This window comes from Aquimarina sp. RZ0 (assembly GCF_008370685.1).
Lineage (GTDB): Bacteria > Bacteroidota > Bacteroidia > Flavobacteriales > Flavobacteriaceae > Aquimarina.
On record NZ_VTZU01000004.1, the window covers coordinates 32,559 to 55,960 of the forward strand.

The 23,402-nt window shown below is 32.9% G+C and carries 22 protein-coding genes and 1 tRNA gene; 14 read left to right on the top strand and 9 right to left on the bottom strand.

Features of this window, described 5'->3' with window-relative positions; all coding sequences use genetic code 11:
- Positions 1 to 92 precede the first annotated feature (92 nt).
- From F0000_RS02965 to F0000_RS03025, 13 genes are all read left to right on the top strand, one after another.
- Positions 93 to 680 carry an RNA polymerase sigma factor gene (locus F0000_RS02965; RefSeq protein ID WP_149623217.1) on the top strand — a complete coding sequence of 196 codons (588 nt, stop codon included), beginning with the start codon at positions 93 to 95 and terminating at the stop codon, positions 678 to 680.
- Positions 677 to 1,414: a tol-pal system YbgF family protein gene (locus F0000_RS02970; RefSeq protein ID WP_149623218.1), complete on the top strand. Its 738-nt coding sequence runs from the start codon at positions 677 to 679 to the stop codon at positions 1,412 to 1,414. Before F0000_RS02965 ends, F0000_RS02970 begins: the two co-directional genes overlap by 4 nt.
- 130 nt (positions 1,415 to 1,544) lie before the next feature.
- Positions 1,545 to 1,832 (top strand): hypothetical protein, encoded by a 288-nt coding sequence (locus F0000_RS02975; RefSeq protein WP_255452600.1) that lies wholly within the window; start codon positions 1,545 to 1,547, stop codon positions 1,830 to 1,832.
- A gap of 80 nt (positions 1,833 to 1,912) precedes the next feature.
- The gene (locus F0000_RS02980; RefSeq protein WP_149623219.1) at positions 1,913 to 2,701 is read left to right on the top strand and encodes a TatD family hydrolase; all 789 of its coding nucleotides are present in this window, start codon (positions 1,913 to 1,915) and stop codon (positions 2,699 to 2,701) included.
- 58 nt (positions 2,702 to 2,759) lie between these two features.
- The gene (locus tag F0000_RS02985; protein WP_149623220.1) at positions 2,760 to 3,788 is read left to right on the top strand and encodes an asparaginase; all 1,029 of its coding nucleotides are present in this window, start codon (positions 2,760 to 2,762) and stop codon (positions 3,786 to 3,788) included.
- A gap of 76 nt (positions 3,789 to 3,864) precedes the next feature.
- Positions 3,865 to 3,952 (top strand) — tRNA-Ser (locus F0000_RS02990).
- Positions 3,953 to 4,034: 82 nt separating this feature from the next.
- A complete protein-coding gene (locus F0000_RS02995; RefSeq protein ID WP_149623221.1) occupies positions 4,035 to 4,826 on the top strand; it encodes a MotA/TolQ/ExbB proton channel family protein in 792 nt (263 codons plus the stop codon).
- Between the two features lie 104 nt (positions 4,827 to 4,930).
- A complete protein-coding gene (locus tag F0000_RS03000; RefSeq protein ID WP_149623222.1) occupies positions 4,931 to 5,425 on the top strand; it encodes a hypothetical protein in 495 nt (164 codons plus the stop codon).
- A gap of 1 nt (position 5,426) precedes the next feature.
- Positions 5,427 to 6,035, top strand: coding sequence for a biopolymer transporter ExbD (locus F0000_RS03005; RefSeq protein ID WP_149623223.1), 609 nt, complete (start codon positions 5,427 to 5,429; stop codon positions 6,033 to 6,035).
- Positions 6,036 to 6,056: 21 nt separating this feature from the next.
- Positions 6,057 to 6,539: a biopolymer transporter ExbD gene (locus tag F0000_RS03010; protein ID WP_149623224.1), complete on the top strand. Its 483-nt coding sequence runs from the start codon at positions 6,057 to 6,059 to the stop codon at positions 6,537 to 6,539.
- Between the two features lie 730 nt (positions 6,540 to 7,269).
- Entirely contained in the window at positions 7,270 to 7,893 is a 624-nt protein-coding gene (locus F0000_RS03015; RefSeq protein ID WP_149623225.1) for a biopolymer transporter ExbD, read from the top strand.
- Positions 7,894 to 8,197: 304 nt separating this feature from the next.
- Positions 8,198 to 8,677, top strand: coding sequence for a biopolymer transporter ExbD (locus F0000_RS03020; protein ID WP_149623226.1), 480 nt, complete (start codon positions 8,198 to 8,200; stop codon positions 8,675 to 8,677).
- Between the two features lie 318 nt (positions 8,678 to 8,995).
- Complete coding sequence (locus F0000_RS03025; RefSeq protein WP_255452601.1) at positions 8,996 to 9,706, top strand: porin family protein; 711 nt, start codon at positions 8,996 to 8,998, stop codon at positions 9,704 to 9,706.
- On the opposite strand, the gene F0000_RS03030 is transcribed toward F0000_RS03025, so the two are convergent.
- The 9 genes from F0000_RS03030 to F0000_RS03070 all read right to left on the bottom strand — a co-directional run bounded on the left by F0000_RS03030 (position 9,701) and on the right by F0000_RS03070 (position 18,386).
- Positions 9,701 to 10,306 carry a hypothetical protein gene (locus tag F0000_RS03030; protein WP_149623227.1) on the bottom strand — a complete coding sequence of 202 codons (606 nt, stop codon included), beginning with the start codon at positions 10,304 to 10,306 and terminating at the stop codon, positions 9,701 to 9,703. The genes F0000_RS03025 and F0000_RS03030 overlap by 6 nt on opposite strands.
- The gene (gene rpoN / locus F0000_RS03035; RefSeq protein ID WP_149623228.1) at positions 10,306 to 11,766 is read right to left on the bottom strand and encodes an RNA polymerase factor sigma-54; all 1,461 of its coding nucleotides are present in this window, start codon (positions 11,764 to 11,766) and stop codon (positions 10,306 to 10,308) included. The genes F0000_RS03030 and rpoN overlap by 1 nt, the downstream gene beginning before the upstream one ends.
- A gap of 211 nt (positions 11,767 to 11,977) precedes the next feature.
- Positions 11,978 to 12,616, bottom strand: a complete 639-nt coding sequence (locus F0000_RS03040) for a response regulator transcription factor (RefSeq protein WP_149623229.1) — start codon at positions 12,614 to 12,616, stop codon at positions 11,978 to 11,980.
- Positions 12,617 to 13,055: 439 nt separating this feature from the next.
- A complete protein-coding gene (locus F0000_RS03045) occupies positions 13,056 to 13,784 on the bottom strand; it encodes a sensor histidine kinase (protein ID WP_255452602.1) in 729 nt (242 codons plus the stop codon).
- Between the two features lie 733 nt (positions 13,785 to 14,517).
- Positions 14,518 to 15,174, bottom strand: a complete 657-nt coding sequence (locus tag F0000_RS03050; RefSeq protein WP_149623231.1) for a hypothetical protein — start codon at positions 15,172 to 15,174, stop codon at positions 14,518 to 14,520.
- Positions 15,175 to 15,416: 242 nt separating this feature from the next.
- Complete coding sequence (locus F0000_RS03055; protein ID WP_149623232.1) at positions 15,417 to 16,097, bottom strand: hypothetical protein; 681 nt, start codon at positions 16,095 to 16,097, stop codon at positions 15,417 to 15,419.
- Positions 16,090 to 16,830, bottom strand: a complete 741-nt coding sequence (locus F0000_RS03060) for a hypothetical protein (RefSeq protein ID WP_149623233.1) — start codon at positions 16,828 to 16,830, stop codon at positions 16,090 to 16,092. Before F0000_RS03060 ends, F0000_RS03055 begins: the two co-directional genes overlap by 8 nt.
- A gap of 517 nt (positions 16,831 to 17,347) precedes the next feature.
- Complete coding sequence (locus F0000_RS03065) at positions 17,348 to 17,821, bottom strand: GNAT family N-acetyltransferase (protein WP_149623234.1); 474 nt, start codon at positions 17,819 to 17,821, stop codon at positions 17,348 to 17,350.
- A gap of 85 nt (positions 17,822 to 17,906) precedes the next feature.
- Positions 17,907 to 18,386 carry a MarR family winged helix-turn-helix transcriptional regulator gene (locus F0000_RS03070; protein ID WP_149623235.1) on the bottom strand — a complete coding sequence of 160 codons (480 nt, stop codon included), beginning with the start codon at positions 18,384 to 18,386 and terminating at the stop codon, positions 17,907 to 17,909.
- 878 nt (positions 18,387 to 19,264) lie between these two features.
- Here F0000_RS03070 and F0000_RS03075 point away from each other — a divergent pair.
- On the top strand, positions 19,265 to 22,909 hold the full coding sequence (locus F0000_RS03075) for a DUF5060 domain-containing protein (RefSeq protein ID WP_149623236.1): 3,645 nt from the start codon (positions 19,265 to 19,267) through the stop codon (positions 22,907 to 22,909).
- Positions 22,910 to 23,402: the final 493 nt, after the last annotated feature.

The window sequence follows — 23,402 nt, forward strand, 5'->3', positions numbered from 1 at the left end:
TTTGTTGTTTACATCTTTATATCAACAACACTAGTTTTTTGTTACCTTTTTTCTTAAAACTTTTTTAATTTAGTTGTCCAGACCAATTATTTATGGGAAAATCCAAAACGCATGCTGATCAGAAATATATTGAGGCGCTCTTGAATAATGATACAATAGTTCTTAAAGAAATATATGAAAAATTTGCTCCTAAAGTCGTGGGCTATATAAAGAAGAATAACGGTGATGAATCCAGAGCTCAGGACATTATACAAGAAACATTAATAGCCATATATAAGCTGGTAAAAGAAAAAGGATTATTGCTTACTTGTCCATTTGATGCATATTTTTTTTTATTGTGTAAACGCAAATGGCTGAATGAACTAAAAAAAGCCTCTTTAAAAGAGGTAACAATTAATGAAGAAGTTGTATCTATTAATGATGAGAGCATTCAACATGCTGATGAGACTTTGATTTTTGAGGCTAGAAACGAGCTTTTTACTGAAGTGTTTGAGCAGTTAGGGAAGACATGTAAAGAATTGTTAAAAGCAATTTTTACGATAAAATCTATGGAAGCAGTAGCCTCAAAATTAGGGCAATCCTATGGATATGTACGTAAGAAGAAATCTTTATGTATTGGTCAACTGACAAAGATGATACAAAGTTCACCAAAGTATAATCGAATAAAAAATTTGTTATGACCCCAGAAGAAAAATACGAGCTTTTTGAACGAAAAATAAATGGAGAACTTTCGGCTAAAGAAGAGGGCAGATTATTATTAATAATAAATAATGATAAGGCTATTGCTGATGAATTTAGAATATACAAAGAATGGAGTTCATATTTGGGTTCTAATCTTAATTTAATGCAAGAACAATCTGATTTAGAAAATAATCTAAAAGAAATTGGAAATGCGTTTTTTACACAAAAATCAGGTGAAAAAAAGGCAAAAATTATTAAAATTCCATCTTGGGGCTATGCTGTTGCTGCAAGTATTGCAATTATTTTGGGAGTATATATTTTTACTAAGAGTAAGCCAACGTATAATGATTTTGTTTCTATACCAGAATTATCAATCATAGAAAGAGGAGTTGAAAATGAAATTATAAATAATGCAGAAGAGGCTTTTAATTCAAAAAACTATGATAAGGCAGGGAAATACCTGTCAGAGTTATTGAAAAATGACGAGACAAATTCAGTATATCTTTTTTACTATGGTATTACACTTATAGAACAGAATAAAAGTAAAGAAGCATCCCAGATTTTTGCAACACTGCAAAAGGGAAGTTCTGCTTATAAATATCGAGCAATTTGGTTTGAAGCGCTGAATCAATTGAAACAAGATAATAAAGATCAATGTATTGAGTTATTGAAGACGGTGCCAAAAGAAGCTGAAGATTACACACAAGCCCAAAAATTGCTTAAAAAACTATAATGTATTTGATAATAAATTTGATTATAATATGTTAATTAGTTGTGTTATTTGTGCTAAAAATGCTGTATTGTGTAATGTATTGCAAGTAATTCCTACTAAGTTTTTGAATAATTTTAAAAAGAGATGTGTTATGAAGATGAATGATCAAATACAAGTTATAGAAAAAGAGCAAATAAAATTTTTACATTTTCCTCACCAGGAAGTTTTAATGAATAAAAAAGAAAAACATACCAGATGTTTAGATTTAAAAAGAGCGATGAGTCTAGGTAATTTAGAACATGCTAAAGTTAAAATTATTTTTGCAGATGATAAAGGACCTAAAAAAGTAGAGACAACCGTTTGGGGGATTACAGAAAAGTCTGTGATTTTGAAACAATCTACCATTATCCCTTTAAAAAGGATTATTAGTGTAAATTAGAAGTATTACTAAGATTTTTTTATAAAAAATTATTTTTTTTGATATAAATTATGTGAGTAAAATTTAGTTATTTTTGCCGCATGATACTTACCGATACACATACCCATATATATAGTGAATCTTTTGCAGAAGATCAGGATACAATGATGCAAAGAGCAATGTCATCTGGAGTAGAACGTTTTTTTGTGCCAGCTATTGATTCTACACATACAGAATCGATGTATGTGATAGAGAAAAAATATCCTGAGAATGTTTTTCTGATGATGGGGTTACATCCTACTCATGTTAAAGAGAATTATAAAAAGGAGCTACAGCATGTAGAAGAAGAATTAGAAAAACGTTTGGGAGGTAATTCTGATCAGAAATTCTATGCGGTAGGAGAGATAGGGGTTGATTTATATTGGGATAAAACTTTTTTAAAAGAACAGCAAGAAGCTTTTAGATATCAAATTAGACTAGCAAAGAAATATCAATTGCCAATAGTAATTCATTGTAGAGATGCATTCAATGAAGTTTTTGAAGTGCTAGAGTCAGAAAAAGGAGATGATTTGTTTGGGATATTTCATTGTTTTACTGGAACTAAAGGAGATGCTCAAAAAGCGATTGATTATAATATGAAATTAGGGATTGGAGGTGTTGTTACTTTTAAAAATGGAAAGATAGATACTTTTTTACGAGAATTTTCATTAGATCATATTGTATTAGAAACAGACGCGCCGTATCTGGCACCTACTCCGTTTAGAGGAAAAAGAAACGAAAGCTCATACCTTATCAAGGTAGCTGAGAAACTATCCGATATATATGAAGTGCCTATAGAAGAAATTGCCAGAATCACTACAGAAAACTCTAAGACGATATTTGGAGTATAGATAAAACTATTTTGATTTAATTTTTGTTCATTTGCTATTCAAGAGAACTTGATTTTAAATGAATACATCTCCTAATATATTACTTATCTATACCGGTGGTACGATCGGTATGATTAAAAATTTTGAAACGGGAGCGCTTATCGCTTTTGATTTTAATGAATTATTGCTCAAAATCCCTGAACTCAAACAACTGGATTGTCAGATTAAGACCATAAGTTTTGATGAGCCTATTGATTCCTCTGATATGGATATCAACAGGTGGAAAGATTTAGGAGATATCATCCATGAGAATTATGATCTGTATGACGGTTTTGTTGTTTTGCACGGTAGTGATACGATGTCGTATACATCTTCTGCCTTAAGTTTTATGTTTGAGAATCTAACCAAACCAATCATTTTTACGGGGTCACAATTGCCTATTGGGGATTTGAGAACAGATGCAAAAGAAAATTTGATAACTGCTATCCAGATAGCGGCATTACAAAAAAAAGGTAAACCGGTAATTACAGAAGTAGGATTGTATTTTGAATATAAATTACTTCGTGCAAATAGAACGACAAAGATCAATGCAGAACATTTTAAAGCGTTTCAGTCACTCAATTATCCTTTTTTGGTTGAGTCTGGAGTACATCTCAAAGTAAATACTGCTGTTTTGAGAACCGCAAATCGCCGAAAAAAAATGATATACCACACACATTTTGATACTAATATTATCATCATTAAAATGTTTCCCGGGATTAACGAAGAGATTTTAAGAGGAATTTTTTTACTAAAAAGCATTAAAGGTATAATTATTGAGACATATGGATCAGGAAATACAACAACAAAAAAATGGTTTTTAGAGATGATTTCAGCACTTATTAAGAAAGGAATTCCGGTAGTAAATGTTACTCAATGTGTAGGAGGAAGTGTTGCTATGGGAAAGTATGCTACTAGTTTGGCACTTAAAAAAGCAGGTGTTATATCAGGTAATGACATTACAACAGAGGCAGCAGCAGCCAAATTGATGTATTTGCTTGGAGAAAAAATGCCGCTTAAAGTCCTCAAAACCATTTATGAAACATCGTTGAGAGGTGAAATGTCATAAAATTAACGCCTCAAATTTTAGTAGTTAACATTTTTTTTGTTATTTGCTCAACCATTTTTTTGGTATAATATTTAATAGAGAGGTGGCCGAGTGGTCGAAGGCGCACGCCTGGAAAGTGTGTATACGCCAAAAGCGTATCGAGGGTTCGAATCCCTTCCTCTCTGCATTATTATTAAAAAATTAATTGATTTTATAATATTTTTTTATCTTTAACCCTTTAACTAATTAAAATTAAGAATCAGCGCAATGAAAAGACTATTTTCTATTCTGGCAATCGCAACAGTAATGGCTTTTGGAAATATACAAGCAGCCACTGCTCCAGCCCAGTTAACAGCAAACGTGCAATTATTAATTGCTCCAATAACAACAACTATTCAGGATGCAGAGCCTGCAGCAGTGGAAGAATCCTTTCACCAAAACCTTAAAAAACGTTTTATAGAAGGAGGTCCTAGCTTTATGGGAATCGTACTTTTATGTTTGATTTTAGGTCTTGCGATAGCAATTGAAAGAATTATCTTTTTGAACCTGTCAACTACCAATAGTAAAAAATTACAACAAAATGTAGAAGATGCTCTTAATAGTGGAGGCGTTGAAGCAGCAAAAGAAGTTTGTAGAAATACAAAAGGTCCTGTAGCTTCTATCTATTATCAGGGCCTTGATAGAGCTGATGAGAGTATTGATGCTGCTGAGAAAGCTGTTGTAGCTTATGGTGGTGTACAGATGGGACAATTAGAGAAGAATGTATCTTGGGTATCATTGTTTATTGCTCTTGCTCCAATGCTTGGATTTATGGGTACCGTAATCGGGATGATTGATGCATTTGATAAGATTGAAGCAGCAGGAGATATGCAGCCTTCATTAGTAGCAGGTGGTATTAAAGTAGCACTTCTTACTACAGTATTCGGACTTATTGTAGCTATTATCCTTCAGGTTTTTTATAACTATATTATTGCAAAAATTGATAGTATAGTAAATGATATGGAAGATGCATCGATTACGTTGATCGATATGTTGGTAGCTTACAAAAACAAAAAATAATAAAAGGTTTCGTTTATAAAAAATACGGCAAGTACGTGTTTTTTGATTCAGATTATTATTTAATATAGGAATTGCGGAAGTGATTCAAATAAAAAATTAGTCAAATGAAAATTTCAAAAATTTTATCATATGTTATACTGGCAGTAGGAGCTATTGGAGCTATCATGTTATTCTTGATGAGTAATAATTTTGATACTCTTATGGATAGCTATGGTATTACAGAGGCAAAAGATTTAGTTAAGGATGAAGCAGGATCAGCATTCGCTGAGGCTACAGCATTAGTAAGTCCGATGTATACGCTTACGCTTTTAATATTAGTCATAATCATAATAGCTACTTTATTTGCAGTGTTTTCTGCCTTAGCTAAAAATCCTGCCGGTCTTAAGAAAGCTGGTATTGGTATTGTAGCTTTTTTAGTAGTAATAGGAATAGGTTTTGCACTGGCAGACGGTGCAGAAACCGAAATGAAGGATGGAGAAATACTTTCTGCTAGCGGTTCAAAATGGGTAGGCACAGGTTTGTATGCCTTCTATGTTTTGGCAGCAGCAGCAGTAGGCCTTATGTTAGCATCCGGAGTTAAAAAAGTAATAGGTAAATAATATGGCAAGAAGATCAGCACCAGAGGTAAATGCAGGATCGATGGCAGATATTGCATTCTTACTTCTTATATTCTTTCTGGTTACTACAACCATTGATACAGATAGAGGTATAAGTCGTAAGTTACCACCACCATTAGATGAAACGGTAGAGCCACCAATTCTTAAGCAAAAAAATATTTTTGTTGTAGAATTAAATAAAAATAATGACTTATTGGTAGAAGAAGCTCCCATGGAGTTAAAAGATTTACGAGCTGCCGCAGTTGCATTTCTTGATAATGGTGGAGGAAGCGGTGATGATGGCTGTAAATATTGTAAGGGAGAACGAAGTTCAAGTTCTTCTGATAATCCTGATAAAGCGGTAATTTCTCTACGTAATAATCGTGAAACTAGCTATTCTATGTACATTGCTGTGCAGAATGAATTAGTTGCAGCGTATACAGAATTACGTAACAGAGAAGCAGAAAATCTTTATGGAAAATCTTTTACTCAGATGGAAGCAGATGTTAAAGATGTGAATTATTCTGGGAGTAAGACAAAACTTAAAGATCAGATAAAAAAGATACAACTTATGTATCCTGAAAAGCTTTCTGAAGCAGAACCAAAGAAATAAGTATAACATAAAAACGTAATTATGTCTAAGTTTAAAAAGAAAAAAAGTGGTGAATTGCCGGCTATTTCTACAGCGTCTTTACCTGATATTGTTTTTATGTTATTATTTTTCTTTATGGTAGCTACCGTAATGAGAGAGAATAATTTAAAGATTGAAAATAGGTTGCCAGTCGCTGATCAAACAGAGAAGTTAGATAAGAAAAATCTGGTAATGTATATTTATGCAGGAAAGCCTAGTTCTAGATATGCTTCTAGTGCCGGTACTCAAGCCAGAATTCAGCTAAATGATAAATTTGCTGAAGTAAGTGATATTAAACCTTTTGTCTTGGCAGAAAGAGCAGCTAAGAGAGAAGAAGAGGTGCCTTTTCTTATTACAGCCTTAAAGGTTGATGGTGATACTAATATGGGACTTGTAGGAGATATTAAAAAAGAATTAAGAGAAGTTCAAGCGCTGAAAATTAATTATACTACAAGACAAGGTGAAGCCACCGGTAATATTCAGTAAAGAAAAGTTATAAAATTTTTAAATACCTATAGTAAACCCTGCATTTTTGCAGGGTTTTTTTGATTTTAATAAGTGATTTCCATTTAGAATGGTATATATATCATTTCTCAAATGAAATTACCCGTTAAAATCATTTCCTTTTGTTTCACGCTGCGAAATAAAGCATCGATAGCATTGCATCTATAAATTTTCTTTCCCGTCTGAATTAAAAAATAATTTAATTTAGTTTACAGTGATTTCATCTAAGAGTTGTTATAACTAATGTTGTGGCATAACAATTGCTGCTTTCTTCATAACTGTAATCTGATGTGCTGATACATTGTATGTATAATACGATTTATAACTAAAAATTTCGCATATTCATCGTTTCTTTTTCCTTTCTACTTCGTTTAAAAAATAAACCGTAGCTATAGCTATGCTTGATTTTTTTGCCTTGCATAAAGAAAAAATAATTCAATGAATTTATACGAATTTTTTAATCACAAATCGTATAATTAGCAGGTAATCATCAATATCTAACCTTCCAAAAAATGTGATATTGATATGTTATAAGGCCATTGTTATTCAGAAGGACTTTTTTTCTGATTACTTTTATTTCTTGGTGTTGTATCGAATAGTTTGATATTCTATTTGGTTATAATACTTTCATTCTTCTTGTTCATAATAATATCATTTTCAGGTTTTCAGCATGCTGTTTTGTAAGTAATTATTAACTAAATATTGAATTATTATGGCTAGAAGAGTAGCACCAGAAGTGAATGCAGGATCCATGGCGGATATTGCATTCTTATTACTTATCTTTTTTTTGGTAAGCACTACGATTGAGACTGATTATGGTATCAGCAGACGACTTCCACCTCCTCCTGAGGATCATAAAGCTGAAGTTGTGATCAAAGAAAAAAATCTATTTAGAGTAGAATTGAATCAGGCAGGAGCCTTGTTTGTAGAGAAGAAACCTATGCAGCTTATGGATTTAAAAGAGGCTGCTGTTGCATTTTTGGATAACGGTGGAAGCAAGGAACAGCTTTGTAGCTACTGCAAAGGACTTGGAGACCCTGCGTCTTCGGATCATCCTGATAGTGCGGTGATATCCCTTGTTAATAGTCGAGAAACAAAATATGAAGCGTATATAGCTGTTCAGAATGAAATACTAAGTGCATATGCAGAATTAAGGAATAGAGAAGGGCTTAGACTCTATAAAAAATCCTATCCGCAAATGCGATCTGATATGAAAGATCCTGGGTATTCTGGAGATAAGAAAGTACTCAAAGAACAAATTAGTACGCTTCAATCCATGTATCCGGAGAAGCTCTCTGAAGCAACACCGGCAGATTCTGAAATGCAAACATTATAATCAATTATTCAACGCGATACCATTTGTTGTCTGAATTTATGTGATAATCGAAATTTAAATGTTTTGAGGCTTGCCCCGAGGTAGTTTACTGCGGTACATTCAATGAACTCATCATGAGTAGTGGTTTTCAACCAAAAAGTTTGGCTTTTGTACTATAATGAAGTAGGTTTTTTTCAGCATAGCTATAGCTAAGGTTAAAAAAACCAACAAAATTAGCGCGCAACATGTAAATTTTGTAGGTCAGAGCAGTACTCAAGATGAGTTCAATATATAAATGGTATTATATAAAATAAACAGCTTAATTATGTCAAAATTTAAAAAGAAACAAAATGAAGTATTACCCGTAATTTCTACAGCATCATTGCCAGATATCGTCTTTATGCTATTATTTTTCTTTATGGTAGCTACGGTGATGAGAGCCCATAGATTACGCGTAGAAAATAAATTACCATATGCAGATCAGGTTGAAAAATTAGATAAGAAAAATTTAACTATGTATATCTATGCAGGTAAGCCAAGCTCAAGATATATAAATATGGGTTCAGAAGCAAAAATTCAATTGAATGATAAATTTGCTGATATATCGGATATCAAAGCGTTCGTTTTAGAAGAGATGAAATCTAAAAGGGATGATTTGCAACCTTTTTTGACTACAGCTTTAAAAGTAGATAAAAATACTAACATGGGGCTTGTCAGAGATATTAAAAAGGAGTTGAGAGCAGTAAAAGCATTGAAGATTAATTATACTACAAAAGAAGGAAAAGCGGTTAATAATTTTCAATAAAGATGTTGAGTTTACATCAATACGCCCCGTTTTTATGGAGGGGATTTTAGATTTTGACGGTTTTTTGGTCAAAAAGGATAAGTAGTATCGTTTTCTGAATAAATAAATTTATTTTAGTGTCCTCGTATACAATTCTGTTTTAAAAATACTAATGTAAAAAGTAGTAATTATTTAGATAAAGAGAAAATTAGCGCATACTTTATGCTGCAACTTCTTTTTATTTTGAAATATAAACAAAAAGAGCAAATTTGAATGGGTAGCGTTAAGTCAAAAATTGTAGTGCCTTTTAACTTAGATGAGGCGTAAATTATTAGAAGTGTGAAACAGTTTTTTTTATTTTTCGGGATATGTATGTATGCTAGTTTGGGGTATGGGCAAGATAGTATTCCTGTAAATCAAGAGGTTAGTAAAGAATTAGATTATCGTTATCGAGAAGATCAATTCTATGTTGGTTTTACATTTAATTTATTATGGAACACCCCCCAAGAAGTGAATCAATCTGGGTTTTCTGGGGGTTTTCATTTGGGATATACCAGAGATATGCCTATAAATAAAAGGCGTAATCTTGCTGTCGGTTTGGGATTAGGATATTCTATCAATACTTATGGTCAGGATCTTTTTATAGGAGAAGAAGAAACTACAGAGCAGAGTATATTTGATGATTTAAACGGAGTTGTATTTGATAAAAACAGATTTACAACACATTTGGTTGAGTCGCCATTAGAGTTTAGGTGGCGTACTTCTGTACCGGATACGCATAAGTTTTGGAGAATCTATACGGGTTTAAGAGTAGGATACTTATATTATTTTAATTCTAATTTTGAACAGCCAGGAAATCGGGTTAGGCAAACTGAAATTGATGAATTAAACAGGTGGAGGGTAGGGGCTACTTTTACATTTGGTTGGAATACATTTAATTTCCATTTTTACTATAGCTTAAATCCTTTGTTTAATAGTGATGCCTTGATAGATGATGAGACTGTAGGTCTTAATGTTGCCAAAATAGGATTGATGTTTTATATTTTATAGCCAAAAATTAACAAGGATCAATTGTGGTACAACACCAATAAAAAACCCTAAGATAAGTTCTAAATTGCTATGGGCTTTGTAGTGTAATCGTGAGGTAGCTACAAGACCATTGACAATCATCATTCCAGAAATAAGCAGTGTAAGATTTATACCAAAATGAATACTTAAGGCAATCGTAAACATGGTGATTGCTCCGGAACCCATCATATGAAGACTCACTTTTGTGCTAAAAAGTACCATAAAGATTGCGCTCAGTGATGAAAATAATATTCCGAGAAAGAAGAAATATAACTCTGGATAATTATATACATCAATAATCATCTTTATGGTAAGAAGTAATAATAAAGATTGTAATAATAATGGGATTTTACGTTGTTTGACATCTTCTAAATGGATAGAAGTAATGACCCCGAGTGTTTTAAGGAAAAAATAAATTACAATAGGGATCAATATAGTAACGACCGTAAGTCCAAATATTTTTGTCTTGATAATTTCTTGTGGGATGAACCTGGGGGCTGTAATAAAATAAATTACAGAACCCGCAATAGGCATCAACAGGGGATGAAAAATATATGAAATGCTTTTTAGCAAAAAATTCATTAGATTTTTTTTCGTAACCTCGCTACAGGAATGTCTAATTGTTCTCTGTATTTAGCTACCGTTCTTCTGGCGATAGGATATCCTTTTTCTTTTAATATTTTTGCCAACCTGTCATCAGTAAGCGGTTTTTTCTTATCCTCTTCACCTATCGTAATTTCCAGTATTTTTTTAATTTCTCGTGTAGAAACCTCTTCTCCCTGATCATTAGTCATAGATTCTGAGAAGAATTCTTTGATTAATTTTGTTCCGTAAGGAGTGTCTACATATTTACTATTGGCAACTCTGGATACGGTGCTAACATCCATTCCTATCTCATCCGCAATATCTTTTAGGATCATGGGTTTTAAGTTGCGTTCATCACCACTTAAGAAATAACTTTTTTGATAATGCATTATTGCACTCATTGTTACAAAAAGAGTTTGTTGTCTTTGTTTTACTGCTTCGATAAACCATTTTGCTGCATCTAGTTTTTGTTTTATAAACATGACAGCATCTTTTTGAGATCTTGATTTGTCTTTGCTGGCTTTGTATCCTTGCAGCATATTATTATATTCTCTGGAAACGTGTAATTCTGGAGCATTACGACCGTTTAGTGTAAGTTCTAGTTCACTATCTATAATTTTTATAGTAAAATCAGGAACTACATGTTCTACGATTCTATTATTTCCGGCATACGCGCCCCCAGGTTTCGGATTGAGATGTTCTATTTCCTCAATGGCATCTTTTAGATCCTCTTCGGTAATGTCATATTTAACTAATAGTTTGTCATAATGTTTTTTACTAAAATGATCAAACGATTTTCTTAACAATAAAGTAGCTAATTTTATTGGGATAGTAGTCTCTTTTCTGTCTAATTGAATCAGTAAACATTCCTGAAGGTCTCTGGCGCCAACTCCTGCCGGATCTAATTGGTGGACAATCTTAAAGATGTTTTCAACTTTTTCCTCAGAGGTATATATATTTTGGGTAAAGGCAAGATCATCGATAATATCAGATAACGATCTTCTGATATAGCCACTCTCATCAATACTTCCGACAAGGAATTCTGCAATTTCCCGCTCTTCAGTATCAAACCGATAGGTATTTAATTGATTTACAAGATGTTGGTGAAACGAAGTGCCAGAAGCATAAGGAACACTTTTATCATCGTCGTCAGCACTATAATTATTAGAACTTAAACGATAACTAGGAATTTCATCATCACTTAGATATTCATCTACGTTGATATCGGTTTCAATTTTTTCTGTACCATAATCATCTTCTGGGGTATTTTCATTACTAAAAGTGTCTTCATATTCATCCACCGTATCTTTACCAGTATCTAATGCCGGATTTTCTTCCATTTCCTGTTTCAAACGCTGTTCAAAGGCCTGCGTAGGAAGCTGGATCAACTTCATCAGCTGAATCTGCTGAGGAGAAAGTTTTTGTGAAAGTTTGAAATTTAATTGTTGCTTTAGCATAAAGATATCAATGTTCTTCTATGTCACAAAAATAAACAAAATAGCATGTATTTAAGTGGGTAATAGAGGGTTAGTTTATTATAAAAAAATGATAATGTTGTTTGTAACAAACAAAACTATTTTTTGCAATTTATCAATAAACGCGCCAAAATTAATTTTATGCTGAAAAGATAGCCATTTTAAAACATAATAATGTATCGATATTAAAAAATTAGGGGACAAATATTTTATTTTTTATTGCATAGATTACTAATCCGGTTCTGTTTTTTAGGTTTAACTTTTCGAAGATAGCATCTCGATAGCCTTCTATAGTTTTAGGACTGAGGCACATATCACTCGCGATTTCTTTATATGTTTTTTCGGTACAGGCGTGTTTTATGAATTCCATTTCCCGTTCTTTTAAGACGATCTTATTTTCTTTTTTAGGGTTTAATGAGCTTAGCAGTAAATTTGTAACATCCTTTGTGTGATAGAATCCTGTTTCCTGTACTTCGACCAGAGCATTCTCGAGAATACTTTTTTCAGTATCTTTTAGCAGGTATCCCTTAGCTCCGGCTCTCAGCATTTTTAAGATGGTTTTTTCATCTTCTTCTACAGAAAGTGCCAGGACATTTACCTCTGGATATTCTTCTTTTAATGCAATAGTAGTTTCGATACCGTTCATAATCGGCATATTAATATCCATCAATACAACATCCGGAATGTTTTTAGGATCTTTAAACCGGGTTAATAACTCTCTCCCGTTTTTACAGAGATATAATATCTTAAATTTAGAAAATCCATTTACCAATCCTGCCAAAGCCTGAGATAGTAAAATGTGATCCTCTACGATGACTACTGAATATTTCATGAGTATATATTTGTATGAATAGTATCTTTTTTTAGCCGTTTGTTTTGTTTAATTCGTATAAGTTACGGATTTCAAAAATAGTTAAAACAATGTATTCTAATGCATTCGCTCTTAGTTTCTAAAAAATGATACTATATGATTATAATATTATTAGTAGTTATTTAGTATTCATGGTTAACTACATTACCAAAAAAAAATATGTTACTCGATAATCGAGATTTAAAATACTCCGAGGCTTGCCTCGAAATCGAAATGTTTTTTTTCAATACATGCCTCGTTGGCGTGCCTCGAGGTAGTTTACTGGTTATACACAGGCTTTAGACCTGTATAAACGTTCTATATGTGCTGGTTTTAAGAATTTGAGGACAATTACGTTTCTGTATATAATGTCTGTAGGTGTGACAAAGAAACGTTATTTTGTTATGATAACGATGCTAAATCAGATATCTTCTTTTTCATTCAATACATTTTGGTTTTTATAATAATAAGAAACTGTGATAGAAGTTCCGTCTCTTTCCTTAGAATGTATATCAATGTTGGCTCCAATTAATTTTGCCCTATTTTGCATATTACCTAATCCGATGCCTTTGCGTAATGATTGGTCTTTCATATCAAAGCCAACACCATCATCCTTGGCATTGATTACAAGTTTATTGATATCATAACAGACATCAACATGTAGCTTAGAAGCTTTAGAATGTTTTACTGTATTACTAAAAAACTCCTGTAATATTCTGAAAATGATAACTTCTGCTTTGTCATCCAGTTCGCGTATTTCTGTATTACTACTTAGGGAGGCTTCTATAAATTGCAGTCTGTTAAAACGTTCGATCTCCAAACCAATAGCTTCTGTTAGGTTGAGGCTTTTGATTACATCTGGATTGATAAGCTTAGAGAGTGCCCTGAGCTCAGTAAGGCTTTTTGTAATTGTATCTGTAACCTCTGGGAGTTGTTCCGGATCTCCCTGAGCTATCTCAATCTGTATTTTTGCCAAGGTAAGGAGCTGCCCTATATTATCGTGCAGCTCCCAGCTGATATTACGCAGGGTTTCTTCTCTGATTTCTATTTGTGTCTCTGCAATAGCACGCTCAAACTTTTTCTCAGCTTCTTTTTGTTTTAATAATAAACTGTTTTTTCTTTTTTGAAAAATTGAAAAAAGAAAAACCATGATTATAATCAGCATTATTAAAATGCAGCTTGTAATCAGTACAATTGCTTCCTGTCGCTCCATATAAAACCAATAATAAAACAAGTATTTGAGATGATGATCAAGGCGTATAATATTAAATATAAATGATTAATGTTTTGCATGTCCGCATAATAATTCATGGTAATCCTAAAAGGAATAAATCCTGCGTAACATAATAATAAGCCTACACTGATCCAAAATAGTAAATTCTTTTTTACTGATAGTACTTTTTCACTTTTTAAAACTTCTGTAAAGTAGAAAATGATAGATATGATCAAAAAACCAGAACCTAGTATAAACGGTATCGTCTGGGATCTTGTGATATAATTTTCAAAAAAACCATTAATAATAAAAACAATACTATATCCTATGGCAAAATAGCTTATAATTTTTTTTCTTTTTTTATTATTTAATACTAGAGAATATGTGTAAAATAAATATAAGAAATGAACTACATAAAAGAAATTGAATAACCATGCATTGTATTTAACTCCAAAATATTCTCTTGAAATAAAAGCAGAATATTCAATAAACACAATAAACCATAAATAGATTAAAAAGTATTTTAATATCGTATGCTTGTATTTATGAAAAAAAATTGAACCAATTATTGCAGAAATAAGTTCGATGAATAAAGTCGAGAACTCCCTAAAAAATACAACAAAGTAGTCATAATTCATTTCTTTTTAAATTTACAGATTAGTTTTATATATTAATCATTGTCTGGCGGGCTTATTTGTCCTCCCTGGCCCTGTAAAGAAATTAGGTCATCATCTACTATTGAGCTGGAGAATGACAGTAATCCGGCTTTGCTATGGGCTGATGTTTTGCCTTCGACGTCACAATCAAGTTCAAATTCTTCGAGGTTATTGATCAAAACAATTTCTGCCTGATCATCGGATTCTCGTATCGCATAGATTATTTCTTTATTATTGGTAGCATTTTTTATAGTAGGATTAAAAAATAGCATTTGCTGGCCGGGATATTTTGGGTGGTCATAAGGGTATTTGCCCAGAAAAAATCGTATGCCTGATATTCTTTGCCCTGCTTTCTCTGTGATTTGTTCGATAAAATTAAAATAATTGACCAATTCCTGGTATTCAAAGGTGATGGTTCTGGAAGCTCTAAAAGCTTCATTTATTCCTGTTTCATAAGCTTCTATGGAGTCTGCACGTCTTTCATAATTCTTAAATAACCTTTGCGCTTTGCAGAGTTCTATAACTTCTTCCGGATCTCCGTCTGGTGGATACAAAGGAATTTCTGAAACGATATCATCATCTTTGTCAGAACAATTCTTGAATAGATGTGTAAATAGTATAGTCAACCCAATGACTATAATGTAACCGATAATAGTTGTTTGTTTTTTCATTTTTGATAAAGGTTTATTAGGATGATTACGTATGTGAATTATCAATTAGTATGATAACTGGTATTAAAAATAATTCTTCACGCACTTTAAAAAAAACAGTTTTATGCTGTATACGGTTAAAATACAACAAAACCTCTGAAAAACAAGGAGTTATGTTATTTTTCATTTTTGGTAAAAGGTTGATTAAGAGAAGCATAGGGGATAATACCCCTTTGCTAAAAAGGGGTATTAACGGTGGTGTTTTATCTGGGAGTCTTTTTTTTTATTGATTTTTTATTGACTATAATAAAACCAACAATAAAACAAATATTCATTAATATGGTGAAAATACCATTTAGAATGAATAGTATAGAGTAATCATCAAGTTTTGCATAATAATCTCTTACTAGGCGAAAAGGTATTATTCCTATGTAATAAATAAGTATTCCTGCGCCTATCCAGATTAGAAGGTCTTTAGATCTGTTTTTAAGTAATTCTTCTTTTAACAATTCTGCATAATATAAGATAATCGAAATCATTAGCAGAGATGACCCTAATAGAAAAGGAATGCTTTGTAACTGAATAAGATAATTTTCTATAAAGCCATAAATAAAAAGAGAAATTATATAAGAAATTAAGAAAATAGCGATGAGACGCTTATTTTTTTTTTCTTTTGAATATTGATAATAAATAGAAAATAGAAATACAAAGGTAACTATCGTAGATATATTATATAGTATTAGATTATTAGAATTAGAGAATAAGTGTTTTGTATTTAGTCCTATTATATCATTTAAAAAAACATAGGTAAGGAAAGCTGGAAACCATTTTAATAAACCGTTAATTTGATTTTTATATACAAAAAATAGCCCAGTCGCTGCAGCTAAAAACTCAGTTCCATAGGCTATTTTTCTTAGTAATATTAGTATTTCTATTTTAGTCATTATAATCTGGTGGAGAAGCGCCTAAGTTATTAGCAATAAGGCTAAAAGGATCATCTTCATTTCCTGATTTGGCAAAATCAAAACCACTGTCCTGATATGCTTTACTTCTCTGGTTTCTTCTATGTGGGAATCCGTTTACCTTGTCCAAAAACTTTACTTTTCCATTTTTTTGGATGGTATATCCAATATGTACGATATGATCATCGATCTTTTCTTCTGTGGTAGGGGCTATAAAAAAGGTTTGGCGTCTGGCATTCCGATTACTCCCGGTAGAAGAGACATGATCTTCGGTATACCTTCCAAAATAAAATCGAATCCCGGAAGTAGCAACTCCTGCTTCTTTTGATAATTCTTCTATATAGGATAAATACTCTTTTAAATCATTGATATCATAAAATAAGGATCTGGTGGTCATAAATGATTCCCCATTTTGATCGGTGCCTACACTCTGACTAATTAAGTCTGCAATAGGATCATAATTCTTAAATAATTTTTTTGCCTGACCAAACGAGATGATGTTTCTGGGCCTTCCTCTTCTATTGGATTTCTGAAGATTTGTTTTGCCTAATTGCTGCTCTAAATCTTCTATCTTTTTTTCATACATCTCTATTTTTTTTTGATAAGAAGCTTCTTCTACTAGTTCTATATCAGCATCTTTTTGACAAGAATAAAATAATGAGGTGCTAATGGAAAGGATGGCAAAATTCTTAATAAGGTGTGCAGGTCTTTTCATGACGAGTGTTTTATCAGTTATGGGTTAGTTCTTTCCGATACTATAGTACTCGTTTTAGGTTTTAAGAGTACCAAAAGTCGGATATTATAAGAAATTCTTACTTTATTTATAAAGTAAGAATCGCTCTAAAAATGTAAAAATACGATATATTATATTTCTTTACTTGTGAGATTATTCTTCTTTTTTGAGTGTAGGACTTTAATTTCTGTAGATCCTATAATTTTAGAAAATCTAAGTGTATTATTTTTTTGGCAGAATCAACATTTCATCTTTAGAATTCCTAAAGTTTAGATGAAAGTTTGAACACCTAAGGTTTTCATCAAGCTAAAAATTGACGTTCTTTCTTTGAATACTCACTATACTCCTGATGAGATTATGTAATAGTGTTAAATAAATGATAAAAATTCCCTGAAAGTGTTTGCGTAGATATAGTGCCGTCTTCTTTTCTTTAAAATCCGATTTCTATATTCTTGTTGTTGTGGGTGTCGTGTGTAATTGTGAAAATCGAAAGTTTAACTTATAAAATATATTCCATTTTTATATTACTTCTTAGGTAAGGCGCATTTTTCTCTAGTTCAATTTCTATAAAACCATATTTTTTATAAATATGAATAGCATTTTCCAGAATTCTATTAGAATAAAGAATGAGCTTAGACCAGTTCTGATCTCTGGAAAATTGCAAGCAAAAAGTCATCAGCTGTTGTCCGATGCATTGCCCTTGAAATTTTGGAGAGACTGCCATTTTTCCTAATTCATAGATTCCTTCTTCAATTTTTATAAGAGAAAAAGTTCCAGCAATTTCTGCTCCCGATCTGGCAAAGAAAATGTACCCTCCTTTATTGATAATGGTTTCTTTACATCGTTTCAATAGATCCACATCATGAGGTTCTACAACAAAATATTTTTCTAACCATTCGATATTGAGATTTGCAAAATCTTGAGCGTATTTTTGATCAAAAGGTATGATTTCTATGTTTTGTATGATGTCCATTGCAGTTTTTTTTGATAGTATGTATATACGTTTGGTGATAGGAGATTATAGAGAGAATTAGGTCGGTTCTAAGATTTTTGAGGTATTATTCGAGGTTTTCCAAAACGCGTGTGCTCAATGATTTTTTTCTTAATTGATTTTCTAAATGTGTGATATGATGGATCAGATTAGTGGCACTACCCTCGGTAAGCCATTTGATTTGTGTATCAATAACCTGCCAGAGCGGGATCATTTGCTGGTGAGTCTTATGACCTTTTGGTGTCAGACTTACGATCTTTTTTCGTTTATCGATAGGATCAACTTTGTAATGGATCAATGCTTTGTTGAATAGTTTTTTTAGTGCTTGTGTAATTGCAGGTTGTGTATACTGCAATTGTTGCTGTATCTCAGAATTAGTAGTTGTTTTCTGATCTGCAACGATTTTGAAAATGGGAAAAAGATACGGGTCAAAATCTATATGTAGGGCATCATATACCAGTTGCGTTTCTTTCATTAGGTATTCGCTTAATCGATTAAGTCGTGATCCTAATCCGAGTTCTTCTAATTGTTGCAAAGTATCTTGCATAAGTGTTTATATAAGTGCTTATGTAAAAATAATAAAAACAAATTGAATTCCTGAATACATCAGGGTATATTTCTGACCAGACACTTTAGAGACATGTTGTTTAGGTAGCTTTCCTTCTCAGATATTAGATACTGGTAATGAATTCGGTTCTTTTTATTCTCTAAAATATTTATGGTTTTTCTCAACTTGTGCTCAACGAAATTATATACACAACGATTAAAAATAAAGATGATTTCTATGCTTTTACTAGTTGCTATTTGAATGTACTGGAAATTCCATGTCCTTTTTTCACTTCAGCTTCAGCACAAGAATATGCCATGGCGCTGCTATGATTGATTTTTCTTATTCACCAAGATAAAAAACCGTACTTTTCTTTTACGTAAACTACCTCTGAGCATTTAAATCTCGATTATCGAGTAAATTCAAACAACAACTGATCCTAATAATGACAACAAAAAATGGACAAACTGTTGTTATTCTTGTGGATACCAATAGCTAAAATAATCATATAAAAAATAAGTACAATTTCCCTTGTATCTTTGTATGTTTGTGGGTGTATAAACTCCAAAAAACTACTGTTGGATACATTATGAGAACGTATAGCTTACTTAAAAAAAGGCAATAAAGTAGTGATTGTGAGATCGAATACTCCTCGTAAAGTTACGAATACTATCTTGATCTCTACGCTTACTATTTAAATAATCGAAACAGGTACTATGCTGTAGTATTTTTCGTTTCCATGAAGATGCTTTTAACGTAACTAACTAGAACTATTTTTTTGAGGATTTATGTTTTTTAGAAGTCATAAAATTTCTACTATTTGAATTTTGAAGAATACATAATTAGAAATCACTAAATAATCTAAAAATAACTACACAATGATCTTTTTTACTAGACTAAAATTTTTACTAATTTCCTTGCTAATAGGCTGCACAGCCTTGGCTCAGACTCCAGAAGGGGAGCTAAAACGATGGCATAAGGTTACTTTATCATTTGAGGGGCCTACTACTTCAGAAACAGCAAGTACAAATCCATTTTCTGATTATCGATTGGATGTTACATTTACAAATGGAAATCTAACCTATGTGGTTCCAGGTTTTTATGCTGCCTGCGATGATGCGGCAGATAGCAGTTGTGATTCTGGTAATCTTTGGCAAGTACATTTTAGCCCTAGCCAAACAGGAACTTGGAACTGGACTGCCGAATTCGTTACAGGATCCGATGTGGCTATTAACGGAGGTGGAGCTAGTGCAGGATTTATGGATGGAGTTACAGGATCTTTTGATGTTGTAGAGTCTGATAAGTCAGGAAGAGATTTCAGAAGTAAAGATCTCGGTAGATTAAAATATGTTGGAGAACATTACTTACGACACATAGGAACCAGTCCGGAAAACCCTAACGGTCCCTGGTTTGTAAAAGCAGGAGCTGACTCTCCAGAAAATGCATTGAATTATGTGGATTTTGATGCGACACCTAGTTATAACAATAATTTAAACAAAATAGGGAGTAAAACGTGGCAACCACATCAACAAGATTATGTTGCTGCAGATGCAAGCTCTTATACTTGGGGTAATGGAAAAGGAACCGAGATCTTAGGAATGTTAAATTATCTCTCTGGAGAAGGGGCAAACGTAATGTCTTTCTTAACCTGGAACTCTAGTGGTGATGGTGGAGCAGTTTTTCCACATACCTTAAAAGTTTCTCTGCAAGAGTACAGTAATACTGCTCGTAATCAGCAATGGAATAAAGTGAATAAAGATCGTTTTGATGTTTCTAAAATGGCGCAATGGGAGAAAGTAATGGAATATGCTGATAAAAAAGGTATTTATTTACATTTTAAAACCATGGAGACAGAAAATGATAATTTGATGGATGGAAATGATTTTGGGAGACAAAGGAAATTATATTATAGAGAACTAATTGCTCGTTTTGGACATCATTTAGCACTTAATTGGAATCTTACAGAAGAAACAACACTTGCTGATAATGTTGTAAAAAGTACTGCTACTTACATAAAAGAACAAGATCCTTATGATCACAATATAGTAATACATACGTATCCAGACCAACAAGATCAGCGATATAATCCATTACTAGGATCTAATTCAGAACTTACGGGAGCATCTATACAAACAAATAAAAGTAAAGTACACAATGATGTAAGAAGATGGCTCGAAAAGTCAAGAAATGCAGGGAAAAAGTGGGTAGTTGCTAATGACGAACAAGGTAGTGCAGGCGAAGGTATTAGAGTTTCTGATAAAAGAGTAAGAGAAGATGTTTTATGGGCTACATTAATGGCTGGTGGAACAGGAGTAGAGTACTATAGTGGCTACACGGATGATGACGGAGATATTAATGGTAATGATCACAGAAAACGAGGTAATAAGTATAAAGAAGGTGGGTATGCTCTCAATTTCTTTAATACATATTTACAACCGTATATGACAGAAATGGTAAGCTCTGATGGAATTACTTCTAATAATAATGATTATGTTTTTGCAAAAGCTGGGGAAGTATATGCTGTGTATTTACCAAACGGAGGATCTACAAATATTGACTTGCCTTCTGGAACCTGGGAAGTACAGTGGTATAATCCAAGGTCCGGTGGTGGCTTAAGTGCAGCAACAGCTGTAACCAATTCGATATCAGCACCAGATACGAATGATTGGGTAGCATTGATTAAAGGTGAGTCTGACGGAACAGATTGTGACAATGTAGAAAATGTAACAGCAAGTCATGATGCCTATTTACAGGGAACAACATTATTTAATTCTGCAGAATTAAGAGTAGAAAGTGGTAACAGAATATCCTACTTACAATTTGATGTGCCCTCAACAACAGAAGTAATTACAGGAGTAAAACTACAAATGACCGTAAGTTCTGATGGTGGGAGTGGACTTATTGAAGTGTTCAAAGGAAATTCGGATAACTGGACAGAGGCCAGTCTTTCTGATGCGAATAAACCTGGAGAAGGAGCAATGATTGGTTCTTTAAATACTACCTACAGTGTGGGACAATCGTATACATGGAATTTATCTGGAGTAACCGCAGGAGAAACCATTTCTTTGATTGTTAAACAAACAGGAGGAAATGATGTGTCTTTTTCATCAAAAGAAGGTTCGAATGCGCCTACGTTATTGCTGGAGCTAGAGTGCAATGATGGAGGAGGTTCTGGAGACTGCGATGCTGTTACTATGACTGCTGTTACGGATTTTCCAAATATTACAATAGCAGGTTTTTCTCCTGCCTACGTAGATGATGTTCGAAATGCTTTGGCTATTAATGCAGGTCAATACAAAGATATGTTTGCTGCGGCTCAGGGAAGTTTTTCCGGAGAAACAGGGATCTATAATATAAAGCTTACAACATTGACAGAGCTTGATGGAGAGAGTACATATAGAGTTGTTGTAGACGGAACTACTGTCGGAACTTTTCAAAACCCTACAACCACCACAGATTATGCACCGGCAGAAGTAGTTTTTGAAGACATCGCTGTTGCTAATGGCGCAACCATACAAGTAGAGTTTAATTCTCATACGAATGGGACTATTCCAGAAGATGATATCACAGCATACTCAAGAGGACGCTGGACAGGATTAGAGTTTGCTTGTGTTGATGGAACAGGAGGAGATGGTGATGGTGATTGTGTTGCACTCGAAGAAAATGGTGTTGTTGCTGTAGAAGCAGAACATTTTGCGAGCCAGTCCAAATCTGATAAGAGAAAATGGTATGTATTAGATGGTTCTGGAACCACAACACCTACTCCAGATCCGGATCCTAGTCATCATACCGCTGCAAGTGGCGGTGGATATCTCGAAATCTTACCAGATACAAGAGTTACACATAGTGATCAACTGGTGGCTGGAGAAAACTTTTCTAATGTTCCCGGTCAGTTGACTATTGTTGATTATAAAGTAAAATTTAGCTCAGCAGGAAAATACTTTGTGTGGGTAAGAGCCTATTCTACAGGAACAGAGGATAATGGTGTTCACGTAGGAATTGATGGTACCTGGCCTGAGTCCGGAAAACGATTACAGTGGTGTACTGGTAAGAATCAGTGGACCTGGGAAAGTAAGCAAAGAACTGATGCAAATCATTGTGGTGAGGCACAAAAAATATATTTGGATGTTCCTTCTGCTGGTGTGCATACTATTTCTTTCTCATTGAGAGAAGATGGTTTTGAAATGGATAAATTTGTACTTTCAAAAACATACACAAAACCAAGTGGAGAAGGACCTGATGAAGTACTTGTAGATTGTGGTACTTTGTCAGTAGATGATGTAGAAGCCAACAAAAAAGTTAAACTTTATCCAAACCCGGCACAAAATACTATAGTCGTGCAAGGAATTGCAAAAGGAAAAGCTACTATCTATGATACCGTGGGAAGAAAAGTAATTTCTTCTGTAAATATTCTCCAATCTGAGAACAAAGCAATAGATATATCGCTAATTCCTGCAGGAGTATATTTTATCGTTATCAATGATGATACAAACAAACATGCCTTAAAATTTATAAAAGAATAGTCAAAGGATTTTGATATACATATCCTGGACTATAGCCTTAAGGGGTTAAGGTTAATTTTTTAAAAAGGGATTGAAATGAGATATCTTATTTCAATCCCTTTTTTATTGTTCTTTAAAATAGTTTGGTAACTATTTATACGATTTATAACTAAAAATTTCGCATATTCATCGTTTCTTTTTCCTTTCTACTTCGTTTAAAAAATAAACCGTAGCTATAGCTATGCTTGATTTTTTTGCCTTGCATAAAGAAAAAATAATTCAATGAATTTATACGAATTTTTTAATCACAAATCGTATTATACCATTTGTCATTTGAATTTATTGGAATAAAATGTTCTTTTTTCACCTCAGTTTTCAGAATAAAAATAAACCATAGCGCTGCTCTGATTGTTTTTTCTTATTCACCGATAAAAAAATCTTACTTTTCTTTCACAGTAAATTCAAGCATTAACTGATTCTAAAATCAAAATTCCGCAAAAAGATATAAATTTGA

Bases quoted from the DNA above. Each gene is read 5' to 3' on its own strand.
- F0000_RS03055 (WP_149623232.1), bottom strand. From the start codon at position 16,097: ATGACTAAAATAGAAATACTAATATTACTAAGAAAAATAGCCTATGGA.
- F0000_RS03050 (WP_149623231.1), bottom strand. From the start codon at position 15,174: ATGAAAAAACAAACAACTATTATCGGTTACATTATAGTCATTGGGTTG.
- F0000_RS03065 (WP_149623234.1), bottom strand. From the start codon at position 17,821: ATGGACATCATACAAAACATAGAAATCATACCTTTTGATCAAAAATAC.
- F0000_RS03030 (WP_149623227.1), bottom strand. From the start codon at position 10,306: ATGAATTTTTTGCTAAAAAGCATTTCATATATTTTTCATCCCCTGTTG.
- rpoN (WP_149623228.1), bottom strand. From the start codon at position 11,766: ATGCTAAAGCAACAATTAAATTTCAAACTTTCACAAAAACTTTCTCCT.
- F0000_RS02995 (WP_149623221.1), top strand. From the start codon at position 4,035: ATGAAAAGACTATTTTCTATTCTGGCAATCGCAACAGTAATGGCTTTT.
- F0000_RS03070 (WP_149623235.1), bottom strand. From the start codon at position 18,386: ATGCAAGATACTTTGCAACAATTAGAAGAACTCGGATTAGGATCACGA.
- F0000_RS03040 (WP_149623229.1), bottom strand. From the start codon at position 12,616: ATGAAATATTCAGTAGTCATCGTAGAGGATCACATTTTACTATCTCAG.
- F0000_RS03020 (WP_149623226.1), top strand. From the start codon at position 8,198: ATGTCAAAATTTAAAAAGAAACAAAATGAAGTATTACCCGTAATTTCT.
- F0000_RS02980 (WP_149623219.1), top strand. From the start codon at position 1,913: ATGATACTTACCGATACACATACCCATATATATAGTGAATCTTTTGCA.
- F0000_RS03005 (WP_149623223.1), top strand. From the start codon at position 5,427: ATGGCAAGAAGATCAGCACCAGAGGTAAATGCAGGATCGATGGCAGAT.
- F0000_RS02965 (WP_149623217.1), top strand. From the start codon at position 93: ATGGGAAAATCCAAAACGCATGCTGATCAGAAATATATTGAGGCGCTC.
- F0000_RS02970 (WP_149623218.1), top strand. From the start codon at position 677: ATGACCCCAGAAGAAAAATACGAGCTTTTTGAACGAAAAATAAATGGA.
- F0000_RS03060 (WP_149623233.1), bottom strand. From the start codon at position 16,830: ATGAAAAGACCTGCACACCTTATTAAGAATTTTGCCATCCTTTCCATT.
- F0000_RS03075 (WP_149623236.1), top strand. From the start codon at position 19,265: ATGATCTTTTTTACTAGACTAAAATTTTTACTAATTTCCTTGCTAATA.
- F0000_RS03045 (WP_255452602.1), bottom strand. From the start codon at position 13,784: ATGGTTTTTCTTTTTTCAATTTTTCAAAAAAGAAAAAACAGTTTATTA.
- F0000_RS02985 (WP_149623220.1), top strand. From the start codon at position 2,760: ATGAATACATCTCCTAATATATTACTTATCTATACCGGTGGTACGATC.
- F0000_RS03015 (WP_149623225.1), top strand. From the start codon at position 7,270: ATGGCTAGAAGAGTAGCACCAGAAGTGAATGCAGGATCCATGGCGGAT.
- F0000_RS03010 (WP_149623224.1), top strand. From the start codon at position 6,057: ATGTCTAAGTTTAAAAAGAAAAAAAGTGGTGAATTGCCGGCTATTTCT.
- F0000_RS02975 (WP_255452600.1), top strand. From the start codon at position 1,545: ATGAAGATGAATGATCAAATACAAGTTATAGAAAAAGAGCAAATAAAA.
- F0000_RS03000 (WP_149623222.1), top strand. From the start codon at position 4,931: ATGAAAATTTCAAAAATTTTATCATATGTTATACTGGCAGTAGGAGCT.